We start from the raw sequence: 24,686 nt of genomic DNA, 5'->3' as shown, positions 1-24,686 counted from the left end.
CGCTAAATACCCATTAGGGAGTTAGCAAGTAAAAGCGCCGAGGCCAAAAGTAGAAATGCTTTTCCTCGGCGCTTTTTTATGGCGCATCATCAGCTTCTCGTTCACGCCGTCAGTTTCACAAACTGATTGAATTAAAAGCACTAATAATCACGGTATTTCTTCACGTTCTTGCGACGCTGAGACACTCTCAATAGTGCAGACCCCAAACCAGATTGATATACTGAAACACATGTTAGGAATAAAATTGCGCCTACTGAATTCATTGCGCGCCAGTGCTTTATGCACTGGCGCTTTGCTATGCCTGCTTATTTCGCCATTATCGACCGCCAGCGATGAACAACTCTCAGGCGTGAAAAATGAAATCTCTCGTCAAGAGCAGCAACTTAGCAGCAGCAATAAAAAGCTAAACTCCCTTCAATCCTCGCTCAAGAAACAAGAGCAATCTATCAGCGGCTTGGCTAAGCAAATCCGTACTTCCAACGCGACACTGTCGAGCCTGCAACAAGATATCGCGGTATTGAATAAAGAGAGCCAACGTCTAGAGCAGCTCAAATTGGGGCAAATGGAATTGTTGAAGGAATTACTCAACAGCCAGTATCGCCAAGGCGAACATAATCAACTCAACGCGATGTTGAGTGGACAAGACACCAACCAATTAGACCGCATGACGGTTTACGCCGAACGCCTATCTAAAGCACGCACCGATGCCATCAATGAATTGGCCGCAACAGACACTGAATTGCAGCTAAAACGCCACACACTGACAGAGCAAACCGAAAAGCAAAAAACGGTGCTGGCGTCCTTGCAGGCAGATAAGTCCGCATTGGAAAAAGAGCAACGCGCCCAGAAAAAAACTGCCAATGCCATTCAACGTCAAATTAGCAGCGATAAGTCCTATCTGACCGAGTTGAAAGACAACGAAAAACGCCTGAAAGTCGAATTGGAAAAATCTGCCGAATTGGCGCGTGTTGCCGCTGAACAAGCCAAAGTCAAAATGGATGGACTGGGTAAGTACAAAGGCAAACTGCAATGGCCTGTGAAAGGCAAAGTGCTTCATAGCTACGGCAGCGCGCAAAGCGGTCAACTTCGCTGGAATGGCATGGTCATTTCCGCCAAAGAAGGAACGGAAGTCAAGGCAGCCCATGATGGCACCGTTGTGCTCTCAAACTGGCTACGCGGATACGGTTTGATGGTGGTCATCGACCACGGCAAAGGTGACATGAGCTTCTATGGCTACAATCAAGCCTTGCTTCGAAACGTCGGTGAAACCGTCAAAGCGGGTGACCCTGTTGCCCTCGTCGGAAACAGTGGCGGTCAAGCCTCGTCAGGTCTTTACTTTGAAGTTCGGCGTAAAGGTAATGCCACCAATCCTAGCCCCTGGTTAGGCCGGTAAACACGGAAGGTTACAGATGCAAAGGATTGTTACTGTCACCGCTCTACTCTTACTGCTTCTGGCACCCAGTGTCGTTGCCAAGCCCAAGCTCGCACTGATTATTGATGATCTCGGCTATGATTTGATGCCGAGAGACATCGCAAAACTGCCCAGCGAAATCAGCATATCCGTGATCCCTTTTACGGAGTTCGATACCGCCGTGGCGCTGGCGGCACTCAGTCAACAACGTGAGATTTTGCTGCATTTACCGATGCAAAGCGTTCCCAGCGCCCCATCAGAGCCGAACCAACTCACGCTTGATATGGGAAAAGCAGAAATACAAAACGCCGTACAAGAAGCGCTATATCGCGTCCCTCATGCCGTTGCCGTGAATAATCACATGGGGAGTCTGCTCACGCAGCACCAAGAGCCTATGCATTGGATCATGGAGACACTTCATACCAAGCAGCTGGGCTTTATTGATAGCCGCACGACACCGGGTACCGTCGCGCAGAAAGTGGCAAAACAGCATGGTCTCGCCAACAACCGCCGTCATGTTTTTCTCGATCATCTGCAAACTGAAGATTTCATCCTGCAGCAGCTTGAACTCGCGATTCAGCAGGCCAATCATCGTGGAATTGCGGTGGTGATTGCTCATCCGCTTCCTATCACACTCGAAACGCTTCAAAACGCCCTTCCTGCGCTTCAAGAGCAGGTGGATTTAATCCCTATATCTCAAGCATTGCTGAAAAAGTAGTGATAAAAAAACCCGCCGAAGCGGGTTTAATCAAACGTTCAAGCTGGCGTTATTTCTGCCAATCAAGGATGACTTTACCTGACATGCCAGAGCACATCTTGTCGAAGCCTTCTTGGAAGTCATCAACGCTGTAGTGGTGCGTGATGATTGGGCTTAGATCCAAACCAGATTGGATCAAGCTTGCCATTTTGTACCATGTCTCGAACATTTCACGGCCATAGATACCTTTGATCACCAAGCCTTTGAAGATCACTTGGTTCCAATCGATACCCATGTCTGATGGCGGAATACCCAGAAGAGCAATACGACCACCGTGGTTCATGGTTTTCAGCATAGAGTTAAACGCTGACGGGTTACCTGACATTTCAAGGCCCACATCGAAGCCTTCTTTCATGCCTAGCTCAGCCATGACATCTTCCAGCTTCTCTTCTGCCACGTTGACCGCGCGGGTAACACCCATCTTACGCGCAAGGTCGAGGCGGTATTCGTTCACATCGGTGATCACGACATAACGCGCACCCACGTGTTTCGCTACAGCTGCAGCCATGATGCCAATCGGGCCAGCACCGGTGATCAGCACATCTTCGCCAACAAGATCAAACGACAGTGCAGTGTGTACCGCATTACCGAATGGGTCAAAGATGGATGCAAGATCGTCAGAGATATCTGCAGGGATTTTGAATGCGTTGAACGCTGGGATCACTAGGTATTCTGCAAATGCGCCTTCACGGTTCACACCTACACCCGTGGTGTTGCGGCACAGGTGCGTGCGGCCTGCACGACAGTTGCGGCAGTGACCACAAGTAATATGACCTTCGCCAGAAACACGGTCGCCCACGGTGAAACCGCGAACTTCCTGACCCATAGCAACCACTTCACCCACGTATTCGTGACCAACAACCATTGGCACAGGAATGGTCTTTTGTGACCATTCGTCCCAGTTGTAGATGTGTACATCGGTGCCACAAATCGCGGTTTTACGAATTTTGATCAGAAGATCGTTATGGCCTACTTCTGGAAGCTCAACCTCGGTCATCCAAATGCCAGGTTCCGCTTTCAGTTTTGCCAGCGCTTTCATTTTGTTCGTCATTGACTGCTTATCCAATCAAGCCCATGTCTTTACCGACTTTGATAAAGGCATCGATAGCTTTGTCTAATTGCTCGCGGCTATGTGCAGCCGACATTTGTGTACGAATACGTGCTTGGCCTTTTGGTACCACTGGGAACGAGAACCCAACCACGTAAATACCTTCTTTCATCATGCGCTCTGCAAACTCAGCACCCACTTTCGCGTCGCCCAGCATCACAGGAATGATCGCATGATCAGCACCAGAAAGCGTAAAGCCTGCTTCGCTCATGCGTGCACGGAAGTGGCTTGCATTGTCCCAAAGTTGGGTACGCAGATGGCCGCTTTCTTCTAGCAGGTCAATCACGCGGATAGACGCAGACACAATGGCTGGTGCCAGTGAATTCGAGAACAAGTACGGGCGTGAACGCTGGCGCAGCCAATCAATCACTTCTTTTTTGCCCGAGGTGTAACCGCCTGATGCGCCGCCCATGGCTTTGCCTAGCGTACCGGTAATGATGTCGATACGGTCAATCACCTCATGGTGCTCGTGTGTACCACGACCATTCACGCCCATGAAGCCCACTGCGTGAGAGTCATCAACCATCACCAATGCGCCGTATTTGTCTGCCAAATCACAAATCGCAGGTAGATTCGCAACCACACCGTCCATTGAGAATACGCCATCAGTCACGATAAGCGTGTTGCGTGCACCCGCTTCTTTTGCCGCAATCAGTTGCTGCTCAAGCTCTTCCATGTTGTTGTTCGAATAGCGGAAACGCATCGCTTTACAAAGGCGCACACCATCGATGATTGATGCGTGGTTTAGTGCATCAGAAATGATGGCATCTTCCGCGCCCAAGATGGTTTCAAACAAACCCGTGTTCGCATCAAAGCAAGAGGTATAAAGAATGGTGTCTTCCATACCTAGGAATGTAGAGAGTTTTTCCTCAAGCTCTTTGTGCGCATCTTGCGTACCGCAGATAAAGCGAACTGATGCCATACCAAAGCCATGCTCGTCCATGCCCTTTTGCGCCGCTTCAATCAGTGCAGGGTGATTAGCCAGACCTAAGTAGTTATTGGCACAGAAGTTCAGCACTTCATCACCTGATGCCACGGCGATTTTGGCTTGCTGCGCCGTAGTGATGACACGTTCATCTTTATAAAGACCTTCAGCTTTCACTTCTTCAAGCTGTTGGCGGATTTGCTGGTAAAAAGCGGTAGTCATCGCTCACTCCATCATGGAAAACAGGAACAGATTTAAGGCATGTCATCAGTAGCTCACTGATAACACAGTATTTATCGCGCACAGATAAAGCTGATACGTCCACTGCATGAAACTCATGCAGTATTACATATCACAATAATGGCTGATAATAGAGTTATGAGGAAGGTTTCGTCTATCGAATTAGCACATCTTATTGCCAGAGATCACGCAGAAGCATCGGTCATTTGCTGTTGGTAGTGGTCAATCAACTCACCCACAACTGCTCGCCCTTTATCTGTTGTCATCGGCGAGACCATATTGAGTATTTGCAACACACCTTGATAGATCACGGCTGGCGTTATCTTGGCTTGCGGCGCTTGGGCGCTTTGATAGAAAATCCAGCTTGAAGCAACAAGCTTGAGTGTGCTGCATAACGACGCTAGCGCCTCGTCTTTCATATCTAACCAACCAGTGTCACGAAATTGCCCCAACATGGTAAACAAGTTCGCTTTCAAGCTTTGTTGTGCAGTGAGATATTTATTCTGCAACACTGCATCACGTCGCAATATATCTGGCAGATTGGCGTAGAAAAAGCGATAGCGCCACATCAACTGAAACGTGGCATCTAAATACGCAAGCAGGCGTTGCTGGTCGGATTCGGCAGGGACTTCTGGCTGAAATCCCACCGTGAGATCGAGCGCGTATTGATCGAAAATACTGTGTATAATCTCTTCCTTATTACGGAAGTGGTAATACAAGTTTCCTGGGCTTATCCCAAGATCGGCAGCAATGTGATTGGTAGTGACATTTGGTTCACCCTGCTCGTTAAACAGTGCCAATGCAGAATGAATAATGCGATCACGGGTTTTCATGGTTAAACTGCTATCCTCAGGCCCAGAAGGGAAAAGTAAATATTACCATAGCCTCCGCAAGAGTGATGGCGGGGTCTTCTCATTGTCAGATATTAGGTAAAAGTATGATTATAGTGACTGGCGGCGCTGGCATGATTGGCAGCAACATTGTTAAAGCCCTGAACGACCAAGGCATCAACGACATTCTGGTGGTTGATAACCTAAAAGACGGGACCAAGTTCGTCAATCTGGTTGATCTAGATATCGCTGACTACATGGACAAAGAAGACTTTATCACCCAAATCATGGCGGGTGATGATTTCGGCCCAATCGAAGCTATTTTCCATGAAGGCGCATGTTCAGCCACCACTGAGTGGGACGGCAAATACATGATGCTCAACAACTACGAGTATTCAAAAGAGCTGCTGCACTTCTGTCTAGAGCGTGAAATTCCGTTCCTATATGCCTCTTCTGCAGCGACCTACGGTGGCCGTGACCACGACTTTATTGAAGAGAAGCCGTACGAAGGCGCGCTGAATGTTTATGGTTACTCGAAGCAACAATTCGACAACTATGTACGACGCATTTGGGCTGACGCAGAAGCGCACGGCGAAACGCTGTCGCAAATCACGGGTTTCCGTTACTTCAACGTTTACGGCCCGCGTGAAAACCACAAAGGCAGCATGGCGTCAGTGGCATTCCACCTGAACAACCAAATCAAAGAAGGCCAAAACCCGAAACTGTTCGAAGGCAGCAATACCTTCAAACGTGACTTCGTGTACGTTGGCGACGTGTGCAAGATGAACCTTTGGTTCCTTGAAAACGGCGTATCTGGCATCTTCAACTGTGGTACTGGCCGCGCAGAACCTTTCCGCGCCGTGGCTGAAGCAGTGATTGCTTACCACAACCAAGGTGAAGTGGAAGAGATCCCATTCCCTGACCACCTGAAAGGCCGCTACCAAGCCTTCACCCAAGCCGACCTCACTAAGGTTCGCGCTACGGGTTACAGCGAAGAGTTTAAAACTGTCGCTGAGGGTGTTGCCGAGTACATGGCAATCCTGAACAAGTAATTGGCAGGAAAACGGGCCTCGGCCCGTTTTTCGTCTTACCTCTGATTTATCTGTAGTTTCGACTCTATGAGCCAAGAATCAAGCAACACCTCTTATTTACCCAAATTTGAATGGGCATTCCTACATCCTCGTTACTGGGGTACTTGGTTAGGCATGTTCCTGGTCGCGATCCTCGCATTTGTTCCTTTTCGTCTACGTGACAAGTTCGCTGAGTTTCTCGCCAAACGACTGGTTAAAATGAACAATCGCGCGAAAAAGCGTGCCGTCGTCAACCTTCAAGAATGTTTTCCTGAGAAAACGGAAGAAGAGCGTTTCGCCATTCTTGAACAAAGCTATATTAATGCAGGATGCGTGATGCTTGGCTTTGCCACCATCATGATGCGCAGCAAACGCTACCTCGAGAAACGTACGCTTTTTCGCAACGAAGAGATCCTCACGGAGCTCGTTGAGAATGGTGAAAAGGTCATTTTGCTCGTGCCTCATAGCTGGGCGATTGACTACCCAGCCGTGCAACTCGCATCACGTGGCTTACCTGTTGCCGCTATGGTGAAAAAGCAAAAGAACCGCGTGGTCGACTGGCTGATGAACGTTCAACGTTTAAAATATGGCGGTCGCACGCACGAGCGTGCTGATGGCGTAAAGCCATTCATCAAATCCGTACGTGAAGGTTTTCTAGGATACTACTTACCAGACGAAGACCATGGTCCTGAACACAGTGTGTTCGTGCCACTTTTTGGCACACAGAAAGCGACACTCTCAGGTCTTGGTAAACTAGCAAAACTAAGTAGAGCGAAAATCGTCCCTCTGATGCCTGTGTACAACCGCAAAAGCGGTAACTTTGAAGTGATCGTTCAACCGCCGTTAGCACCGTTTCCAACAGGCAGCGAAGAAGCAGACGCACGCATGATGAACGAACGCATTGAGCAGTTTTTGGAATCTGACCCCGGCCAGTATATGTGGATCATGAATCTGCTGAGATCTAGACCGGATGGTAGTCAGTTATATTAATCATACAATGCCGGACATTCAAAGAGCCAGTTAATCAACAATGGACGTCGTGAAAAAATGACTAAAGTTCTTCTACTTGCTGACAATAGAACAAATCTGATCACCCCCCTCTTACAAGGAATGAAAGATGAAAAGATCGATGTTACCTATGTTGACGCAAGTGATCTAATTGTCTTAAAAAAATATCCTACGACCTACCATAGAATTAAAGCAAAAATAATCGACGGGCTTATACTTCGCAGAAAAAGAAATTGGGGGGTAGAAAAGCACATAGCTGAACTTTGCGAAGAAAATTTCGATCAAATCATCGTTATGATACCTGCAATGCTCAGTGAACCCGCCTTCTTAAGCTTAAATTCAGCATTTAAAGAAAAGTTTACATGCATTTTTTTGGACTCTATAAACAAGGCGCCTTCAGGAAAAATTGCACTGAAATTTTGTAGTGATTTTTTCAGCTTTGACAAAGAAGATACCAAATACGAAGGGGTTGAATACCTACCGACCTACATAGAAGATAATGTAGAGAATAAGAATAATAAAACCCCACACAATCACTACTTTGGTGTTTTCGCAATTGATAGTGAAGAGGATAGACGCTATCAAAAAATAGAGGCGCTGGCCATTTGCAATCCTGAAATCAAGGGATGTGTTTATATTTTTTCTGAAAGCTCAGAGGAAAGAAGAGAAACGATAAACCAAACACAAATAATTCATACCAATAGGAGGTTAGTCGGGGAGCAACTTGTACAATGCATACTGGATGCGCATTGTATCCTTGACATTGTAGATGAAAGGCAAACAGGGCTGTCCCCAAGAATAGGAAATGCATATAGTTATAGTCGAAAGCTTATTACCAACAACACTTCCGCAAATGCTGAAACCTGGTTTAAGGATAACATGCTAGTCATTAATGAAAGTAGTTTAACCATCCCACTGTCATTTATTGAAAAGGAATATGTGTTTTCGGAGAACCCAAATAGTGTTTCAAACTGGATAAATAAGGTATTAGCACATTAGAATGTGGGAGAAAATTGAAAATGTATTTTCTCCCCTGAAAATATTAAATAACATTCAGAATTCCAACTTATCATTTGGCCACTTTTACCATTATCATTCATTTAAGAAACTCTTGTACAACTATTTTCACTTCATACAATCATCGCACCATAACCGCCTATATATACATGATAAACATAGGAAATTCAAAGGTAAGAAGTAAGTAGAATGCGCATGTACGATCTAACGTCACAAGCGCACTTAGCATTTTATTCGAAGGACAGCTAAAGCTGTGCGAGTCCTTTTTTAGATGTGTATTCCCCAGCTTCCCTGCGACAATGCATGACGGTAAGCAACGCGTCTAAGTTCTCAAATGTTCTATTTCTTTTCTCATGATACAAATGAAAAACATTTGCAATATTCTTTACGGATTTCAATCTTAGACCGTAACTAATAAAGCGCCATTCGATATCAGTGTCATCACCAATAGCTGTTTCCCCATAGGACTCATCAAAGCCATTAATAGAAACAATATCCTTCTTAAAACATGAAAAATTACAGCCGAGGATGCTCGTGGTGCGCTTCATTTTTCTAAGAACGTACCGTTCAACAATACCACCAGCAGGAAAGGAAAATCCGCTTTCTGCATGGCCTTCCTTTCCATCGATAAGTATAGGGAGAAAATGCTTTATATAGTTACGCGATACGCTTTCTGGTGAAATCAGGCTGTCTCTAAACTTTCTAGAATAATCAGGCCCAAGATTAACCCTTCGCCCTGATGCAACCTCTCCTTTGACTGAAGAATAGACATGAGCTTCGATAAAGTTATGGTAAGGAATACAATCCCCATCAATAAATATAAGGTACTCACCAGATGATGCCATTATCGCTCGATTTTGAGCGCGCATTTTCCTTATGCCATCGTCTTCTTGCGATAAATGCACAATGTCGAGAGAGCTATGCTTTTTTATTACGTTTATCACCTCATCACTTACTGCATCTTCCGTAATAACAACCTCGAAATTCTTATACGTTTGAACACTCAACTGCTTCAAAATAAGGTTTAACGCACAATAATCCTTATACACCGCAATAATTAAACTAACTTTCATCTTTAAAATCCAGCCTCATATACTGAGAAAAAAACAGGGCGACAGAAAATGCAATAGTAAACGATGAATAATCCTGATACAGGCTATAAAATGGAGACATAAATAATACACCAACGAGATACGTCGCAACTATCGCGGATATATTTGACTCTCTCATCGCCCCTTTTAAGGAAAAATAGAGAACTGAAACTATTGATAATATAAGTGATACACCATAAACAAATCCGGACTTAATTACCAAATCTAGTACTGCAGAGTGAAAATCGGTACCACCTAGGTAATCGCCACCAAACTTGTATTGTTCGCTAATTGCAGCGGGTAGAGAATCCAAGTATGAGTAATATTCATACGAGGAACTATACATCCCAGAGCCTAGAAAAAATTTAACAGGACTAAATTCAATGCAATATTTTAAATAGTTTAATCCGCCAGCCCACATGCTTAGCCTTTGCATGTTAGATATATCAGTATCAAGATTAAAAATGGACACTGCCCTATCTAGGGCATATAAGAGTGAGTCAGTCTTGAAAATAGCCAAAAGCAAGACCACAACAGACAAAAATAACATAGAACGCATGACCATTCGTTTTTCATACTTTAGAATAAAGAATAAAAAAGATGCCGTAAAAGCGATCCAAGCCCCCCTAGTCCCTGAAATAAAAACACTAATTAAAATTAAAAAAATAGCCGAAGCGAAAAATGCCCTGTTTTTTTTGATTTTAAAGTAGCAAACTATCGAAATACAAAAACCCAACAAAAGTGCATTTAAATGCCTAGAGTAATCCAAAAAACCGGTCACTCTTACCGCCGAACCACTTTCAAGAAGTAACGCATCAAATATGCTTTTTATAGAAGCAACTAAGCAAAAAAACACAAAGACATAAAGCGCTCTATCTAAAAATTCATCATTTTTACAACACACACTTAGCGCCGGAATCACTAGGAGAAATGAATTTTTCTGCAAAAAAATGAAAAAGTCATCGATATCCCCATGAAAAGCTAGTGCAAAAATTGAAAATGTCGCATACACGATCAGAAATAATATGGCTACATGTTTATCTTTCTGACATTTGAGCACAAAAGGGAATGACATCACCGCTATCAATGAAAATACTGATAACACGTTCATACCTGCTTTTGATGTTGGTATTGATGCAATAAGAAAAAGAGCAAATAAAAAGCATACGTTTCTCGCTCCACCTTTTTCGCCAGTAATGCTTAACAAATATCACCTCTTATCAAACAACAGCTCATTCCAAGCTTTAAGATTAGATTCCGGAGAAAAGAACTTAGGGAATATTAATGAATTTTTTTCGAAAAATTCGTTGTCATCATCAAAAAATGCATTTTCGATAGCTTTAGAGAGCATCGTAATATTTCGATTCTCTGCAAAATAAAAACCCTCGAATCCCAACGAAACATATTCAGGGAAAACAGTATTATCATATGTAATACAGCGAAGACCATTAGATATAGCTTCAAGCACAACATTACCCAAGCCTTCTCCGTGACTTGGAAAAAGTAAAAAACTGTTTTTCTGATAAAATGGGGTTACGTTATTACAGAACCCCTCAAATATAACCTTAACCTGATTGGCAGTAGCAAGTCGGCTAAGTTTTTCCTTGACAGTTGTACTTTCAACGTTCCCTAGAAAGGTAAGCACCTTATTCTCTGGCGGTATACTTGCTTGACCAAGAGCCAATACAGCATCAAACACCCCTTTCCCTTCTTCCACTCTCCCTACATGTAAAAAAGTCAAAGGTGAGTTTTCATTTTTCCTAATATCGCCAGAATCTAAAGAATTGTAAATCGTATGCACACTGCTAGGCTTTGCAGGAAGGACTTGGAGAATATTTCTTGTCAAATGCTGACTAATACCTACAAAATCGGATACACAGCTATAAAAAAGTCGATGGATAGGGTCTTTTTTCGATGAAGATTTTGTTGTTCCATGCCTTACAATTACGCGGCACCCGGTTCCCTGAACAGCAAAATATATAGATTTTATTTCCGATGCACCGAAGAAAATCAATGTACTAAGTCTTTCATCTTTGATTGCATCTCTTAAGCCTTTTATAAGGGGAAGACTCAGCTTAGCTTTAAACTTTATACTTTTGAATTTTATCCGCTGCTCTTTCGCTAATTGCTCGAGAAAAGTCCCCTCTCGGCAGATGAGAATCGCATCCAAGCCATTGTCAACGAACAGTTTCGTTTGCTTGATAGCGTCAAGTTCCATCCCCCCTCGAAAATGAGACAAGCATAACACCGCGATTCTGGGTAGTGAGTTCATAAAGAGCCTATAGTATACGAGGGTTACATTTACAAGAATGTAAATGCGTTGTGTTATTGCGATTATAAGCATCTAATCATAACACCTCAAATGGTTGCTTTTTATTTTGCTCCTAGGAAGTGGAGTTTAACATTAGTACAATGCTTACTGCTCTCATCTTATGTCTACAGGTTAAATTCATAGCTATGCATCCATCAAATAAAAAGCCTAAATATTTAGTCATCGGCCCTTCTTGGGTTGGAGACATGGTGATGTCTCAAAGCCTGTATAAGCAACTAATGGTTCAGGCGCCAAATTCATGCATCGATGTTCTTGCTCCCGCATGGTGTAAACCTATTCTCGAGCGCATGCCTGAAGTCAACCAAGCCATCGAAATGCCTGTTGGGCACGGTCAATTTAACCTATCTGAACGTTGGAGTCTTGGTAAAACACTTCTTCAGAATCGTTACGATCAAGCCTACGTACTTCCAAATTCAGCAAAATCTGCTTTAATTCCTCTTTTTGCAAAGATCCCCAAGCGGACGGGCTGGAAAGGCGAAATGCGTTACGGGTTACTCAATGATCTGCGACCTAATCGGAAAGTATTTCAGTTTATGGTCGAGCGCTACGTTGCACTGGCTCACGACAAATGCACCATGTTGTCAGACGTCAAACTGGACGATATCCCTTACCCATCACTCAATGTAGACAAGTCAAACCAGCGTAATTGCCTAGAGCGATTCAGTATTTCTGCTGACACTCCCATTGTGGGCTTGTGTCCTGGCGCGGAATTCGGTCCAGCAAAACGCTGGCCTGAGCAACATTACGCATACATCGCCAAACAATTGATTACTGAAGGCAATCAAGTTTGTCTTTTCGGAGGGGCAAAAGACAGGACTGTGACAGAAAGTATAATTAACGCTCTTTCTGAGCATCAAAAATCAATGTGTTTTGATCTAGCTGGCGAAACGTCTTTGGTCGATGCCGTTGATCTTCTGGCAGCATGCCACACTGTCATTTCTAATGACTCAGGGTTGATGCATGTCGCTGCAGCAGTAGGAACAAATATCGTAGCCATTTATGGTTCAAGCTCCCCTGAGTACACTCCGCCACTAACAGACTCCGTAAAGGTAGTAAGCTCAAATATTAGTTGCCGCCCCTGCTTTAAACGAGAATGCCCATTGATCCATAAAAACTGCCTTAATGAGCTATCTCCATCGCAAGTTATGAAAGCATATAGAGAACTAATCGTTGCAAAATGCGAAAGTCAAATTTAACTAGCCGTCTCAGATCTATTACTCACTGGTAAACGAAATGATTTCAACGCTTCTTACTTTTGGCGACCGATTAGAAAACCACTATCAAGCCTCTTTTGCGATTCTCACATACTTGAAAAGTGACCTCATTTCTAAGGTTTGTGTTGTTACTGACCGCCCAAAATTCTATGAGTATTTTGGAGACCATGTTGATGTTATCGAAATTGACCAAAACATCATGAACGAATGGCGTGGGAGCGATGATTTTTTTTGGCGCATCAAAATGAAAGCCATTGAAACCGTAGCACTGCGTAACCCCGAGCAAGACATTCTTTATGTAGACTCTGATACCTTCTATGTTCGGGACATAGATGTCATTGCAGACGGCCTAAGCCAAGGGCAGTCTTTCATGCATGAAAATGAAGGAAAACTCTGCGGCATGAAAAGTAAAACACCTCGAAATATGTGGAAGTCGCTACAAGGTAAATCCTTCGCTGGCGTCATCATCAACGAAGATACTGAAATGTGGAATGCAGGTGTCATTGCGCTCCACCGGAGTCATGCCAAACAGACAATTTCGCTCGCCATCGACATATGTGATGAAATCTGCAAAACAGACTGCCCTAGACGCTTAGTAGAACAGTTCGCTTTTTCTGTCGCCCTCAAGCACTCCTCGATCTTAACTGCTGCAGAAAACCAAATTGGTCATTACTGGGGCAATAAGCCTGATTGGAATGCAAAAATCGTCGACTTTTTTATGTTTTCAACACTGTCAGGGTCATCGTTTGAAGAAGATTTAGTTCGAATTCAAACGTTGGAGCTAAGTAATCTGCCGACTGTCTACAAAGAAAAAAGTATTAAAGGCAAAATAAATAAATTACTCGACCGAGTATTCCCGCCAAAAGAGGTGCAATACTATAAAGGACGAGCTTAATAGCAGTCTTATCAACTTTCCGTAGATAGAATGCGTTAACGGATGGGTTCACTGACACATGGATGAGGAATTCAATGACCAAGCCAGTTATCTCCATCGTATGCCCCTGCTTTAACGAGCAGGAGGTTATCCATACCTTCACTGATAAAATCACGGAGATATTGGGAGAAACAAATTTCAGCTACGAGCTGTTATTTGTTAACGATGGAAGTAAAGACAACACGTTAACAGTGCTCCATGATCTTGCTGAAACGGATAAGCACATTCGCGTGCTTAACCTTTCACGTAACTTTGGCAAGGAAGCTGCGCTGACAGCAGGCCTTGAGCATGCCGAAGGTGACGTCATCATTCCTATTGATGCCGATATGCAAGACCCGCCAGAACTCATCCATGACTTTCTTAGAGAGTGGCAAAAAGGCTACGACGTTGTTGTCGCCAAGCGCATCGACAGAAGCAGCGATACGCTCGCCAAGAAAATCACCGCTAATTTATTTTACAAGTTTCACAACAGCATTGCGGATGTCGAAATCCCTGACAATGTGGGAGATTTTAGGCTCATCACTCGCCGAGTCGTTCAGGCTATTCAATTGCTACCTGAAAATCAGCGCTTCATGAAAGGGATCTTTTCTTGGGTGGGCTTCAAAACCTCAGTGGTTGAGTATGCACGTCAACCTCGCGCAGCCGGAGAGAGTAGCTTTAACGGTTGGCGACTGTGGAACTTTGCCTTAGAAGGGATCACCAGCTTTAGTACCGCCCCTCTCAGAGTTTGGCTGTATATCGGCGTCGCTATTTCTACTGTTGCCTTTGTCTTTGGTAGCGCCATTATTTTAAAGACCATCATGTTTGGTGTTGATCTTCCTGGCTATGCATCGCTACTCACCGTTGTGCTTTTCTTTGGCGGAATGCAATTAATTGGGCTTGGCGTCATGGGAGAATACATTGGGCGGCTGTACATGGAATCCAAGCGAAGGCCTGTTTATATCCTCGAGCAAGATTCAAAAAAAACCGAGAGTGACGGTAAATAGTGCATCCTATCGCGGAAAAGTTACTTCAACACAGAATCATACGTTTCGGCCTAACCGGCGGCTTAGCGACTCTCATACATGTCTCTATTGCCTTTTGCCTACTGCATTTTTTTGCGGCTAGTGTGCTCACTGCAAATCTGCTTGGATTCAGTGTCGCCTTTGGTTTTTCGTATTTCGTTCAATCACTGTTTGTGTTTAAACAATCTTTATCACGTAAAAATGCAAAACGTTTCTTTGCCGTTCAATTCTCTGCGTTAGTGATCTCACAACTGATCAGTGAACTCTTCAGCGATACCAACAGCTATCTACGAGTCTTGCTAGTTGTATTTATGATCCCTCTCGTAACTTACGTTATTCACCGATTCTGGACATATAAAGAAACAGATTCCTCGACAAACTAGGTTGTACGGACACTTCATGACTCCTTATTTTGTGACCCGATTTGCGCCTTCACTTCAACGTGCTGGGTTCTACTTAGGCTTAATGCTCGCCATTTTGTACGCGAGCAATCAAATCCTCACTGGCGATCAAACTCAAATGCTCTACAAAGGGTATTTGGGCGCCTATCAGGATGTATGGTTGACGTTTGGCAATGCCGCCAGCGCAGTTGGCCATGTACCGGGTTCATTATCCGCTTGGATTGTCGGCGCGCCACTCATGTTATGGGATAACCCTTGGGCGCCGATGCTCACCATCATCGCGCTGCGGGTCATTTCATTCTTTTGGCTCGATGCCGTTATTAAGTCTGTCTTCAGCCAACCCGTTCGCTTTCTTTTCATGGTTGCCTATTGGCTGAACCCATGGCTTTTGTACGACAGCCTGCTCTACAACCCAGCCTATTTGTGTTTTTTCACAGCCTTACACTTTTGGTCGGCATTTAAGCTTCGAGATAAACCTTCTTTCGCCTATAGCTTTCTACATGTACTGGCGATTGGCGGTGCGATGCAGTTCCATTACTCTTGGCCAGTGTTGGCGGTCATTTCCTGCTATCTGCTGTATCGGAAGATGTCACATCCCAACTGGGCGGGTGTCGTCACTGCCGCCTTGGTCATACTCGCATCACTCATCCCATATTTTCTAGAATATGCTGTGAACGATGATATTAGCCGAGAGAGTGATCGCTACATTGGCTATGGTGCTGTTCATGTTTATCCCGTGATCAAAGCGGTGTTCTATTGGGTTCGATACGGTTCGACTCTCTTTTCAAACCGGCTGATCACTGACGTCAACTTTGACTGGATAACCACCATCAGTTGGTTGCAAATGGTATTTCAGTACGCGTGGCAAGCCCTGCTCTTTGTGGTTGGCGCGGCGACTGTTGTAGTGTCAGCCCGCGTGAACTGGCGCGCATGGAAAACCATCAAGCCGATCATCCAACGCAATAAGCCGATACCAAACGACTCGCAATGGTTGTTGTTGTTTGCGGGTGCAGCCGTGGTTGCGATAGTGGTAAACGCCATGCTGTCGCCCATTACTTTTTCATATTGGCATTTGATCCTCACCTTCCCACTGGCACTCATTCCTATCATGGTTGCAGCAGAAGCATGGCGTTTATCCATGCCCGCGCGTTTCAACAAAGGGCTCATCGCTTTGTCTGCATTCTTCCTTCTCGTCAATCTTGTTGCCGCACATGACAGCGATAAGTACTCGTATAAAGTCGACTACGTCGAGCAAGTAGAGCAATACTTGATAGATGAAGGGCTATCGAAATAGGCCGATATTTCCTCTAAAGGGCTCGATTTCGAGCCCTTTGTTGTAAACTAGCTCGAGGTTTTCCAAACAAGGTTTTCGTGTGCGCCTTCTTTATACCCTTTTACTTTTCATCGCTGCCCCTTTTCTTCTTCTTGGTCTCTATCGCGCCAAAGATGGAAAACCCCGTGTTGGTAAGCGCTGGGTTGAGCATTTTGGAAGAACGCCAGCACTGGTAGGCCAACGTCCGATTTGGATTCATGCCGTTTCCGTCGGTGAAGTGATTGCCGCCAAACCGATAATTCTGGCACTTCGCAAGGCATACCCCAACGCATCCATACTCGTCACCACCACAACGGCGACAGGCGCTGCGATTGCAAGCAAGCTTGGCGATGGCGTAGAACACAGATACATGCCCATCGACTTTTCCTTTGCCGTGAATGGCTTTTTGAAGCGCGTCAATCCACAAGTCATGCTGATCATGGAAACCGAGCTATGGCCAAATACCTTAACTGCGGTAAAAAAAGCAGGCATCCCGATCATCGTGATGAATGCGCGCTTATCGGAAAAGTCGATGCACGGATATCAGCGCGTGCAACCGCTATTCGATCTGCTTTCAAAGAATATCGACCACATTCTTTGCCAATTCCAAGACGATGCCGACCGTTTCATTCAACTTGGCGTGAACTCGCAGAACGTTTCAGTATCTGGCTCTGTGAAGTTTGATTTACCCGAATTTGATGAAACGAGCGATCCCGTTATCTCGCTTAAGCAAGCGATCAAACAACGCCCAGTGTGGGTAGCTGCCAGTACCCACCCTGGCGAAGACGAGATTTTACTCGACGCTCATCAAGCCCTATTGGCTGAACAGCCCGATGCATTAATAGTGCTGGTGCCACGCCACCCTGAACGTTTCGGTGATGTCGCTGCGCTCATTGAGCAAAAAGGGTTCTCACTGTCACGTCGTGGCCAATCACAACCGATTGATGACAATACGCAGGTGTATTTGGGTGACACCATGGGTGAAATGATGACCTTACTTGCCACATCGACCGTGACGTTTATGGCGGGAAGTCTGATGGGAGAGAAGATTGGTGGCCACAACTTGCTGGAACCTGCTTCTCTTGGGAAACCTCAAATTACAGGCCCTAGCTATTTTAACTTTCAGGTAATTGGCGATCAGTTGATAGAAGCAGGCGCTTGTGAAGTGCAAGAAGTACCATCAGACATTGCCAATGCGCTGTTAGATTTCATGAACAACCCTGAAAAATGCCGACAAGCTGGAGAAGCCGCACTCAACGTGGTGAGGAAAAACCGAGGCGCGGTCGCTAACACACTTGAAGCCATTGCCCCTTGGATTGATGCCAAGGCTCAATAGCCAAGAATGTGCGGGATAAGGGGTCACCTTGCACCTGGTTGCTTTACCGCTTGGTTGCCTTGCGTTTAGGTGCCTTGCTCTTTATAACTTTACCCTTGATAACCCAGCAACAAAGCATCCCAATCTGATTCCTGCCACTGGATGTGTCGCTTGTTCAGCTCTTTTCGAAATGAGCGAAGCAAGCGACTGAGATTAGAGGCCTTCCAGCCTTCCCCTGCCTTTTTACCGCACTTATCAAAATCGATTAACCAGCACGTTCCTTGGGTATCGAGCAAAATATTGTGGATATTGAGATCAGTGTGACACACCCCCGCATCATGCAGTTTTCTAACCATGGCACCAATCTGGTGGTAACGCACAGCATCAAGAGGAGACTCCACCAAGATGTCGACCAAATCTTTGGCATCATCGATTTTTTCCACCAGCAAGTCTGCTTGGTAGGTCAAGCCATCTCGTATCGCTCGGGCAGCTATCGGGCGCGGTACTGATATGCCCTTTTCACGAAGATAAGTCAGTAGCTGGAACTCCTGCGCCGAGCGCGTGTTTCCCCATCCGGTGAACGCATAGCTGTCACGAACCAATTTCCCGAACAAACCACCTCGGCGATAATGACGAAGCGCTGCTGGCAATATCTTAGTTTGCACAAACCATGTCGTGCCACGCCCCGTTGCAGAGCCGATGATCGCGTTTTTCTGCTGCCAGAATTCAACGTCAAAGCATTGCGCAGGATCTTCACGTAACAATGACGCGTCAAACCAAATACGGGTGTTGTTGTCGACTAACTGATCCACGCAAGCTCCTTCAAATATGTCTTATCTTCTCAGTATCTCAAGCATTACTGACAGATACGATGCAGTTGCATTTTACATTGCTGATCGGCAACTGCATAATTTCAACCATCAAAACCCTATAAGCATTCTCATGGCCTTATTTTCTGCCCCACCACAGTCTCTCTGTATTTTGCGCCTCTCTGCGATTGGCGATGTTTGCAATGCCATTGCTGCCGTTCAAGCTATTCGCGAACAATGGCCACAAACACAGCTGACATGGGTAGCAGGCAAAGCCGAAGCCGCCCTTCTCACACCATTGTTACCCGATGTTATCGTGATAGTGTTTGATAAGAAGCAAGGCTTCAAAGGGATGCAAGCGGTCTGGAAAGCTCTGAAAGGCCAACGCTTCGATGCGCTACTTCACATGCAAAGCGCAATCAGAGCAAGCATGTTATCTGTCGGGATCAAAGCCAAATACAAATTGGGGTTTGATAAAACCCGAGCCAGTGATTTGCAGCAATGGTTTACCAATGTGAAAGTACCATCGCCAGCTTCGCCCCATGTATTAGACGGTTTCATGGCATTCACCGAAACATTAGGTTTGAAGCCTCAAACTCCGACATGGACATTGCCACTGTCTGAAAGCGACGTCGTCTGGGCGAAAGATCAGTTATCCTCCAAGCCGACCCTAGTGGTTGCGCCAGCCGCGAGTAAAGCCTTTAAGAACTGGACGGCTGAAGGTTACGCGGGCGTGATTGAGCATGCACTCGACAAAGGGTTCAATGTCATCTTAGCGGGCGGCCCTGGCAAAATTGAAGTGGAACTCGGCCAAGCCATAGAAAGCCGCCTTTCCCGACCTGTCACCAATTTGATTGGTAAAACAACGCTTCTACAATTGCTAGCACTTGAGCAGCAAGCAGATTTGGTTTTAGCACCCGATAGCGGCCCTGCACACCTTGCCAATGCAGTGAACACACCCGTTATTGGTTTATACGCACACCACAATCCGGCGAGAACCGGCCCTTACAACTGGCGACACTATGTCGTGAGCGCGTATGCGGAAGCAATTGAAGCAGAAACAGGCAAGACTGCTGATGAGGTATCTTGGCGAACGCGAGTGAAAGACGATACGGCCATGCAAAGAATAACCATTGATGAGGTGATCTCGCGTTTTGATGAAGTCATCCAAAAAGAGGAAATCGGCTCATGAGCCAGAATCAAACTCGCGCCTCGATCAGCGCAATCATCATTACCAAAAACGAAGAACAGATCCTGCCAGAGTGCTTAGCATCACTAGATTGGGTCGATGAAATCATCGTGGTGGATTCTGGCAGCACAGACAATACCGTCGCCATCGCCGAGCAAGCGGGCGCGAAAGTCTTCGTGAATGCTGAATGGCCAGGCTTTGGTAAACAAAAGCAATTGGCGCAAAGCCATGCAACCAAAGATTGGGTGCTTGCGATTGATGCAGATGAAGTCATTACTGATGCGTTGAAAAACAGTCTGTTGGCGGTATTAGAAAATCCGCCAGAGAAAACCCTGTTCGTGCTTCGTCGCACCACATGGGTGTTTGGGCGTTTTCTTAAACACTCAGGTTGGTACGATAAAATCGTTCGCTTCTACCCTCGCGAATTTACTGGCTACAACGATGCCTTGGTTCACGAGAAAATCATCGAGCCAGAAGGTAGCCAGAAGCAAACCTTGAGCGGAGACATGCTGCACTACTCATACCGCGACTTACACCAGTACCTTGTGAAGTCCGCGTTCTATGCCAAATCATGGGCTGATGGTCGTCAGGCTAGAGGGAAGAAAAGCAGCATTGGGCAAGGTATTACCCATGCCATTGGCTGCTTCTTGAAGATGTATTTACTCAAGCGCGGCTTTCTCGATGGTAAGCAAGGCTTCCTGATTGCCGTGCTCTCGGCGCACTCAACGTTCGTGAAATATGCCGATCTATGGATCAGAGAAAACGACAGCCGCGCGCAATAAACCTCAAAGTACGAGCTGAAGAAACCTCAAAGTACGCGCTGAAGAAACGCTAGCGAGTCTGGCAAAATAGTATCAATGTCGATTTTCGACATGTCTGCCGCCACGTCTTTGTCTTTGTCTGTCGGCGGTGCAAAGGCAAGGTGGCGCCCTTCACTGTTGATGGGTTGCCATCTCAATGGCGTCGCACTGCGCTTTGCGGGGAAAAATCCGATCGTCGGCACATCCACCGTTGCCGCTATATGCAACGGCCCCGTAGAACCCGCGATGAAAGCACTCGCGCAGGCGATTGAACGTGTAAAATCTTGCAAGCCGTCGTTCTTATCGTAAATCACCGACAGTACACCAACCTCCGCCAGTAGCGCTTTCAATTCCGCCGCTTTTTCTTCTTCACCCGGCCCAGCCGTTAACACCACGTCCATAGCAACATCTTGAACCATGCCAGAGACCAGCGCCGTGTATTGCTCAAGCGACAAGTTATTCGCTGAGCCACCACTGCCGGCATGAACAAATAGCCAAGGTTTTTCTGCGTCGAGCGAAAGTAAGGTCGTCAGTTTTTGACGTTGAGCTTGAAGCGTATCCGCGTCAAACGTCAGATAAGGCGCGGCAGGTTCAACTGCCTTGGTACCTTGTTTCTTCAAGAAAGCGCGTACCAAGTCGAGGTTATATTCAAACTCAGGTTTGGCAGATTGAGAGCGGCGCTGCTTAATGCGGTGGTTATAAAGAAGTTGAGAGATTTTCGTTGCGGGTGCCAAGCGAAATGGGATACCTGCTTTCCACACCAGTCCCGCATTGTAGCTGTCTGAAAACAAACAAATCGACGCATCAAATTGCAGCGCCTTAATATCGGCAATCAGAGCTTTTTTGGTCAACTTATCCGCATTTCTCCCACAATCTATTAACACCTTATCAATCGATGGGCACAACTCCGCAAGCGCTTTGGTGTACGACGGTACCAATGCGGTGATTTCAGCATCAGGCTGCGACTGCTTCAACATGGCAAAAGCAGGCCATGCCAACATGAAGTCACCGATTTTATCGTTGCGAATGACAAGGATTTTTTTCATTTTGTGCCCTAGTTTACGGTTCTTAGTCCCGATCATACCGAATAGTTCTGATTAAGCCATAGCGAGGTAGTACGCTATGAGACTGAACCTTATTTTCGATATGCTTGCGTATTATGTTCACCAAAAACACATGATATTTTGGTAGCATGTCGCCAGTTTAAAAGATGGCAGGAAAAGTCTGTGAGCAAGAAAACCCCGACTCGGGTCATTTATCCCGGCACCTTTGATCCAATCACCAACGGTCACACCGAAATCGTTAGTCGTGCCGCATCCATGTTTGATGAAGTCATCGTGGGAATTGCCGCTAGCCCAAGTAAAAAACCTTTATTTGAGCTTGAAGCACGAGTCGCCTTTGCCCAAGAAGTGACAAAACACCTCGATAACGTATCCGTTGTGGGTTTCTCTGGCCTGCTTGTCGACTTCGCGAAACAGTATCAAGCGAACATTCTGGTTCGTGGTCTGCGTGCGGTTTCAGATTTTGAATACGAATTCCAACTCGCCAACATGAACCGCCGTTTAATGCCGGAACTTGAAAGTGTTTTCCTCACGCCTTCTGAAGAGAATTCTTTCATCTCATCCACACTGGTGAAAGAAGTCGCCCTGCATGGTGGAGACACCAGCGGCTTTGTTCACCCATCGGTGCTGAAAGCCATGCAAGCGGCGCTCAAAAAACCGGAATGAGCGAACACACACAAAAAAGCCCGCTTTCGTAGCGGGCTTTTTCATGCATATTGATAAGCGCTGCCTATCTAGATCTGACAGTCAGGGCAAAAAACGGTGTTTCTCTGTCCAAGCTTCACGCTTTCAAGCTCAGTGCCACAGGCGGGACAAGGTTTACCTTGGTTGCCATACACTTGAAGTTCTTGTGCAAAGTAACCAGGCTTTCCATCCGCCTGCTTAAAATCTTTTAGCGTTGTGCCGCCTTGCTCAATCGCCGTTGCCAGCACCGATTTAATGTCTGCCACAAAGCGATTCGCTTCTTCTAGGTTTAGCTGACCGGCTTGGCGTTGTGGGTGAATGCGAGACATGAACAGTGATTCATTGGCGTAAATGTTGCCCACACCCACTACCACTGCGTTATCCATGATGAATTGTTTAATAGGCGTGCGCTTGTTTCGGCTTCGCTCAAACAAATATTCACCCGTGAAATCATCGGTTAACGGCTCAGGCCCTAACTTGCCCAACACGGGATGGTCGGAACCATCATTTGGCTGCCAGAGCCAAGCACCAAATCGACGCGGATCGTTATAGCGAATCATCTCGCCTGACCCTAAATGCAAATCGACATGATCATGTTTTGCTGGCGGCAACCCTTCAGGAATCACACGCAAGCTGCCCGACATACCCAAATGCACCAAGGCATAGCCCACATCCGTTTCCAAAATAAGGTATTTAGCGCGACGCGAAACGCTACGAATCACCTGACCTTCCATGTCATGCAACTCTTCCGGCACTAGCCAGCGTAACTTAGGCTGTCGCACTTCAATCTTGGTGACCGTTTGACCTTCCGCATGCGGCCTTATCCCCATGCGGCTAACTTCAACTTCCGGTAATTCTGGCATGTTATTGATTCTGGCTGTCGAATGGGAACAGGTAGTGTTGATCAACCGACACAGCAAGCCAACGGTTTTCCCAGTTTTGGATGAGCCAAAATTGAGGAAGTTGGTAATAGGTTAAGCGCAAAGGCTCAACGCCCTGACCGCGTTCCACCACCAAGGTGGCGAGCGAGCGTAAGCTTGGCTTGAGTTTGTTATAGGTCTCGGTATCGATTTCCGTACCAGATAGGTTCAACCAACGATTGGCCAACTCAGTGGCTGAGACATCCAATCGCTTATCAGTTTGCCAAGGAGTGCCATTGGTTAGCGTAAACGTCGGGAATTTGAGTGCTAGCGCTGACACATCATCCGGCATCAAAGCAATCACACCTTCGGGCAGCACCTGTTCAACGTGCTGGCTTTGCTCACCTTCCGCAAGTTTTGCGCGGATATATTCAGGCAAGTGCATCATCACAAAAAACAGAAGGATGCCGATGATAAGGAAATTGTTAAAGGTACGACGGGATGGTCTTGCCATAGTGCGCTCTCAGCCATTGGACATGACTAAAGTGTATATCTGGAAGTGACTGATTTACAGAACTATACCCAAGCAACCTGACGGTGCTCGACTTCAAATACCACCAGAGCAAGGGTTATTTGAATGTGTACGAATGCATATCTCAAATTACAGGCATAAAAAAACCCAGCCTAAGCTGAGTTTTTTTTAGCAAAGCAAAAAACCAATTACTTGATTTTAGCTTCTTTGTACATAACGTGTTGACGAACAACTGGATCAAATTTCTTGATCTCAAATTTGCCCGGCATGTTACGTTTGTTTTTATCAGTTGTGTAGAAGTGGCCTGTACCAGCAGATGATACTAGACGGATCTTCTCACGAATGCCTTTAGCCATTCTTTAAATCCTCTTAAACGTTCTCACCACGGGCGCGGATGTCTGTAAGAACAGCATCAATGCCTTTCTTGTCGATGATGCGCATACCTTTAGGGGTTAGACGCAGTTTAACGAAGCGGTTTTCGCTTTCTACCCAGAAACGATGAGTTTGCAGGTTCGGCAGAAAACGACGCTTGGTGGCGTTACGTGCGTGCGAACGGTTGTTACCCGTTACAGGACGCTTGCCAGTTACTTGGCATACTCGTGACATGAATGTCTCTCCAAATCGTTTCAGCTCGATATCAACCTTGTCCACCAGTCCTGCAAACAAGGTCAGGCTCTAGGTCAAGGCTATCAAAGGTGGCGCATTATACTAACTGTATTTGCATTGCTCAAGTCCCGAGCAGATCCTTTTGTCATTTATTTGATCGTTTTTTAGCAGCTTTT

General features: G+C 45.9%; 26 protein-coding genes. 14 read left to right on the top strand and 12 right to left on the bottom strand.

What is annotated here, in order from left to right; translation table 11 throughout:
• The first annotated feature begins 229 nt into the window (after nt 1–229).
• Complete coding sequence (locus tag Q365_RS0124560) at nt 230–1,393, top strand: peptidoglycan DD-metalloendopeptidase family protein (protein WP_051563869.1); 1,164 nt, start codon at nt 230–232, stop codon at nt 1,391–1,393.
• A 16-nt stretch (nt 1,394–1,409) separates the two neighbouring features.
• Complete coding sequence (locus Q365_RS0124555) at nt 1,410–2,129, top strand: divergent polysaccharide deacetylase family protein (RefSeq protein ID WP_028025851.1); 720 nt, start codon at nt 1,410–1,412, stop codon at nt 2,127–2,129.
• Nucleotides 2,130–2,178: 49 nt separating this feature from the next.
• Here the strand turns inward: Q365_RS0124555 and tdh are convergent, their stop codons facing one another.
• The 3 genes from tdh to Q365_RS0124540 all read right to left on the bottom strand — a co-directional run bounded on the left by tdh (nt 2,179) and on the right by Q365_RS0124540 (nt 5,274).
• On the bottom strand, nt 2,179–3,219 hold the full coding sequence (gene tdh, locus Q365_RS0124550; RefSeq protein ID WP_028025850.1) for an L-threonine 3-dehydrogenase: 1,041 nt from the start codon (nt 3,217–3,219) through the stop codon (nt 2,179–2,181).
• A gap of 7 nt (nt 3,220–3,226) precedes the next feature.
• Nucleotides 3,227–4,423 carry a glycine C-acetyltransferase gene (locus tag Q365_RS0124545; protein ID WP_028025849.1) on the bottom strand — a complete coding sequence of 399 codons (1,197 nt, stop codon included), beginning with the start codon at nt 4,421–4,423 and terminating at the stop codon, nt 3,227–3,229.
• A 203-nt stretch (nt 4,424–4,626) separates the two neighbouring features.
• Entirely contained in the window at nt 4,627–5,274 is a 648-nt protein-coding gene (locus Q365_RS0124540; protein ID WP_028025848.1) for a TetR/AcrR family transcriptional regulator, read from the bottom strand.
• A 104-nt stretch (nt 5,275–5,378) separates the two neighbouring features.
• Here Q365_RS0124540 and rfaD point away from each other — a divergent pair, with 104 nt between their 5' ends.
• From rfaD to Q365_RS0124525, 3 genes are all read left to right on the top strand, one after another.
• Complete coding sequence (gene rfaD, locus Q365_RS0124535) at nt 5,379–6,323, top strand: ADP-glyceromanno-heptose 6-epimerase (protein ID WP_028025847.1); 945 nt, start codon at nt 5,379–5,381, stop codon at nt 6,321–6,323.
• Between the two features lie 66 nt (nt 6,324–6,389).
• Complete coding sequence (gene lpxM / locus Q365_RS0124530) at nt 6,390–7,331, top strand: lauroyl-Kdo(2)-lipid IV(A) myristoyltransferase (protein ID WP_028025846.1); 942 nt, start codon at nt 6,390–6,392, stop codon at nt 7,329–7,331.
• 57 nt (nt 7,332–7,388) lie between these two features.
• Nucleotides 7,389–8,348 carry a hypothetical protein gene (locus Q365_RS0124525; protein ID WP_028025845.1) on the top strand — a complete coding sequence of 320 codons (960 nt, stop codon included), beginning with the start codon at nt 7,389–7,391 and terminating at the stop codon, nt 8,346–8,348.
• Nucleotides 8,349–8,611: 263 nt separating this feature from the next.
• On the opposite strand, the gene Q365_RS26035 is transcribed toward Q365_RS0124525, so the two are convergent.
• The 3 genes from Q365_RS26035 to Q365_RS0124510 are packed head-to-tail and all read right to left on the bottom strand — an operon-like array spanning nt 8,612 to nt 11,675.
• Nucleotides 8,612–9,439, bottom strand: a complete 828-nt coding sequence (locus Q365_RS26035; RefSeq protein WP_051563868.1) for a glycosyltransferase — start codon at nt 9,437–9,439, stop codon at nt 8,612–8,614.
• Nucleotides 9,429–10,664: an O-antigen ligase family protein gene (locus Q365_RS0124515; RefSeq protein WP_081796389.1), complete on the bottom strand. Its 1,236-nt coding sequence runs from the start codon at nt 10,662–10,664 to the stop codon at nt 9,429–9,431. Before Q365_RS0124515 ends, Q365_RS26035 begins: the two co-directional genes overlap by 11 nt.
• Nucleotides 10,665–10,667: 3 nt before the next feature.
• Nucleotides 10,668–11,675 (bottom strand): glycosyltransferase family 4 protein, encoded by a 1,008-nt coding sequence (locus Q365_RS0124510; protein WP_028025843.1) that lies wholly within the window; start codon nt 11,673–11,675, stop codon nt 10,668–10,670.
• Between the two features lie 239 nt (nt 11,676–11,914).
• Here Q365_RS0124510 and waaF point away from each other — a divergent pair, with 239 nt between their 5' ends.
• From waaF to waaA, 6 genes are all read left to right on the top strand, one after another.
• Nucleotides 11,915–12,985, top strand: a complete 1,071-nt coding sequence (waaF, locus tag Q365_RS0124505; RefSeq protein ID WP_028025842.1) for a lipopolysaccharide heptosyltransferase II — start codon at nt 11,915–11,917, stop codon at nt 12,983–12,985.
• Between the two features lie 217 nt (nt 12,986–13,202).
• The gene (locus tag Q365_RS0124500; protein ID WP_245621616.1) at nt 13,203–13,898 is read left to right on the top strand and encodes a hypothetical protein; all 696 of its coding nucleotides are present in this window, start codon (nt 13,203–13,205) and stop codon (nt 13,896–13,898) included.
• A 74-nt stretch (nt 13,899–13,972) separates the two neighbouring features.
• Nucleotides 13,973–14,923 carry a glycosyltransferase family 2 protein gene (locus Q365_RS0124495; RefSeq protein ID WP_028025840.1) on the top strand — a complete coding sequence of 317 codons (951 nt, stop codon included), beginning with the start codon at nt 13,973–13,975 and terminating at the stop codon, nt 14,921–14,923.
• A complete protein-coding gene (locus Q365_RS0124490; protein WP_028025839.1) occupies nt 14,923–15,324 on the top strand; it encodes a GtrA family protein in 402 nt (133 codons plus the stop codon). The genes Q365_RS0124495 and Q365_RS0124490 overlap by 1 nt, the downstream gene beginning before the upstream one ends.
• A gap of 16 nt (nt 15,325–15,340) precedes the next feature.
• Nucleotides 15,341–16,636, top strand: a complete 1,296-nt coding sequence (locus Q365_RS0124485) for a hypothetical protein (protein WP_028025838.1) — start codon at nt 15,341–15,343, stop codon at nt 16,634–16,636.
• Between the two features lie 79 nt (nt 16,637–16,715).
• On the top strand, nt 16,716–17,990 hold the full coding sequence (gene waaA, locus Q365_RS0124480; protein ID WP_028025837.1) for a lipid IV(A) 3-deoxy-D-manno-octulosonic acid transferase: 1,275 nt from the start codon (nt 16,716–16,718) through the stop codon (nt 17,988–17,990).
• A gap of 89 nt (nt 17,991–18,079) precedes the next feature.
• On the opposite strand, the gene Q365_RS0124475 is transcribed toward waaA, so the two are convergent.
• Nucleotides 18,080–18,781: a 3-deoxy-D-manno-octulosonic acid kinase gene (locus tag Q365_RS0124475; protein WP_028025836.1), complete on the bottom strand. Its 702-nt coding sequence runs from the start codon at nt 18,779–18,781 to the stop codon at nt 18,080–18,082.
• Between the two features lie 130 nt (nt 18,782–18,911).
• Here Q365_RS0124475 and Q365_RS0124470 point away from each other — a divergent pair, with 130 nt between their 5' ends.
• A complete protein-coding gene (locus Q365_RS0124470) occupies nt 18,912–19,970 on the top strand; it encodes a glycosyltransferase family 9 protein (protein ID WP_028025835.1) in 1,059 nt (352 codons plus the stop codon).
• Nucleotides 19,967–20,749, top strand: a complete 783-nt coding sequence (locus tag Q365_RS0124465) for a glycosyltransferase family 2 protein (RefSeq protein ID WP_028025834.1) — start codon at nt 19,967–19,969, stop codon at nt 20,747–20,749. The genes Q365_RS0124470 and Q365_RS0124465 overlap by 4 nt, the downstream gene beginning before the upstream one ends.
• Before the next feature lie 26 nt (nt 20,750–20,775).
• Here Q365_RS0124465 and Q365_RS0124460 read toward each other — a convergent pair whose 3' ends face one another.
• Nucleotides 20,776–21,813, bottom strand: a complete 1,038-nt coding sequence (locus Q365_RS0124460) for a glycosyltransferase family 9 protein (protein ID WP_028025833.1) — start codon at nt 21,811–21,813, stop codon at nt 20,776–20,778.
• A 180-nt stretch (nt 21,814–21,993) separates the two neighbouring features.
• Here Q365_RS0124460 and coaD point away from each other — a divergent pair, with 180 nt between their 5' ends.
• Nucleotides 21,994–22,494 carry a pantetheine-phosphate adenylyltransferase gene (gene coaD, locus Q365_RS0124455; RefSeq protein ID WP_028025832.1) on the top strand — a complete coding sequence of 167 codons (501 nt, stop codon included), beginning with the start codon at nt 21,994–21,996 and terminating at the stop codon, nt 22,492–22,494.
• 68 nt (nt 22,495–22,562) lie between these two features.
• Here coaD and mutM read toward each other — a convergent pair whose 3' ends face one another.
• From mutM to rpmB, 4 genes are all read right to left on the bottom strand, one after another.
• Nucleotides 22,563–23,375 carry a bifunctional DNA-formamidopyrimidine glycosylase/DNA-(apurinic or apyrimidinic site) lyase gene (mutM, locus tag Q365_RS0124450; protein WP_028025831.1) on the bottom strand — a complete coding sequence of 271 codons (813 nt, stop codon included), beginning with the start codon at nt 23,373–23,375 and terminating at the stop codon, nt 22,563–22,565.
• Nucleotide 23,376: 1 nt separating this feature from the next.
• Nucleotides 23,377–23,886, bottom strand: coding sequence for a hypothetical protein (locus Q365_RS0124445; protein WP_028025830.1), 510 nt, complete (start codon nt 23,884–23,886; stop codon nt 23,377–23,379).
• A 206-nt stretch (nt 23,887–24,092) separates the two neighbouring features.
• Nucleotides 24,093–24,260, bottom strand: a complete 168-nt coding sequence (gene rpmG / locus Q365_RS0124440; RefSeq protein WP_002535344.1) for a 50S ribosomal protein L33 — start codon at nt 24,258–24,260, stop codon at nt 24,093–24,095.
• 13 nt (nt 24,261–24,273) lie between these two features.
• A complete protein-coding gene (rpmB, locus tag Q365_RS0124435) occupies nt 24,274–24,510 on the bottom strand; it encodes a 50S ribosomal protein L28 (protein ID WP_016961892.1) in 237 nt (78 codons plus the stop codon).
• Nucleotides 24,511–24,686 lie beyond the last annotated feature (176 nt).

Origin of the sequence: Enterovibrio calviensis DSM 14347 (assembly GCF_000621165.1) — a bacterium.
Classification (GTDB): domain Bacteria; phylum Pseudomonadota; class Gammaproteobacteria; order Enterobacterales; family Vibrionaceae; genus Enterovibrio; species Enterovibrio calviensis.
Note: the sequence above shows the minus strand (reverse complement) of the source record. Positions and strands in the feature narration are given on the sequence as shown.

What these genes read in the sequence shown, in the direction of transcription:
- Q365_RS0124560 (WP_051563869.1), top strand. Translation starts at nt 230, where the DNA reads ATGTTAGGAATAAAATTGCGCCTACTGAATTCATTGCGCGCCAGTGCT.
- Q365_RS0124555 (WP_028025851.1), top strand. Translation starts at nt 1,410, where the DNA reads ATGCAAAGGATTGTTACTGTCACCGCTCTACTCTTACTGCTTCTGGCA.
- tdh (WP_028025850.1), bottom strand. Translation starts at nt 3,219, where the DNA reads ATGACGAACAAAATGAAAGCGCTGGCAAAACTGAAAGCGGAACCTGGC.
- Q365_RS0124545 (WP_028025849.1), bottom strand. Translation starts at nt 4,423, where the DNA reads ATGACTACCGCTTTTTACCAGCAAATCCGCCAACAGCTTGAAGAAGTG.
- Q365_RS0124540 (WP_028025848.1), bottom strand. Translation starts at nt 5,274, where the DNA reads ATGAAAACCCGTGATCGCATTATTCATTCTGCATTGGCACTGTTTAAC.
- rfaD (WP_028025847.1), top strand. Translation starts at nt 5,379, where the DNA reads ATGATTATAGTGACTGGCGGCGCTGGCATGATTGGCAGCAACATTGTT.
- lpxM (WP_028025846.1), top strand. Translation starts at nt 6,390, where the DNA reads ATGAGCCAAGAATCAAGCAACACCTCTTATTTACCCAAATTTGAATGG.
- Q365_RS0124525 (WP_028025845.1), top strand. Translation starts at nt 7,389, where the DNA reads ATGACTAAAGTTCTTCTACTTGCTGACAATAGAACAAATCTGATCACC.
- Q365_RS26035 (WP_051563868.1), bottom strand. Translation starts at nt 9,439, where the DNA reads ATGAAAGTTAGTTTAATTATTGCGGTGTATAAGGATTATTGTGCGTTA.
- Q365_RS0124510 (WP_028025843.1), bottom strand. Translation starts at nt 11,675, where the DNA reads ATGGAACTTGACGCTATCAAGCAAACGAAACTGTTCGTTGACAATGGC.
- waaF (WP_028025842.1), top strand. Translation starts at nt 11,915, where the DNA reads ATGCATCCATCAAATAAAAAGCCTAAATATTTAGTCATCGGCCCTTCT.
- Q365_RS0124500 (WP_245621616.1), top strand. Translation starts at nt 13,203, where the DNA reads ATGAACGAATGGCGTGGGAGCGATGATTTTTTTTGGCGCATCAAAATG.
- Q365_RS0124495 (WP_028025840.1), top strand. Translation starts at nt 13,973, where the DNA reads ATGACCAAGCCAGTTATCTCCATCGTATGCCCCTGCTTTAACGAGCAG.
- Q365_RS0124485 (WP_028025838.1), top strand. Translation starts at nt 15,341, where the DNA reads ATGACTCCTTATTTTGTGACCCGATTTGCGCCTTCACTTCAACGTGCT.
- Q365_RS0124470 (WP_028025835.1), top strand. Translation starts at nt 18,912, where the DNA reads ATGGCCTTATTTTCTGCCCCACCACAGTCTCTCTGTATTTTGCGCCTC.
- Q365_RS0124465 (WP_028025834.1), top strand. Translation starts at nt 19,967, where the DNA reads ATGAGCCAGAATCAAACTCGCGCCTCGATCAGCGCAATCATCATTACC.
- Q365_RS0124460 (WP_028025833.1), bottom strand. Translation starts at nt 21,813, where the DNA reads ATGAAAAAAATCCTTGTCATTCGCAACGATAAAATCGGTGACTTCATG.
- mutM (WP_028025831.1), bottom strand. Translation starts at nt 23,375, where the DNA reads ATGCCAGAATTACCGGAAGTTGAAGTTAGCCGCATGGGGATAAGGCCG.
- Q365_RS0124445 (WP_028025830.1), bottom strand. Translation starts at nt 23,886, where the DNA reads ATGGCAAGACCATCCCGTCGTACCTTTAACAATTTCCTTATCATCGGC.
- rpmG (WP_002535344.1), bottom strand. Translation starts at nt 24,260, where the DNA reads ATGGCTAAAGGCATTCGTGAGAAGATCCGTCTAGTATCATCTGCTGGT.
- rpmB (WP_016961892.1), bottom strand. Translation starts at nt 24,510, where the DNA reads ATGTCACGAGTATGCCAAGTAACTGGCAAGCGTCCTGTAACGGGTAAC.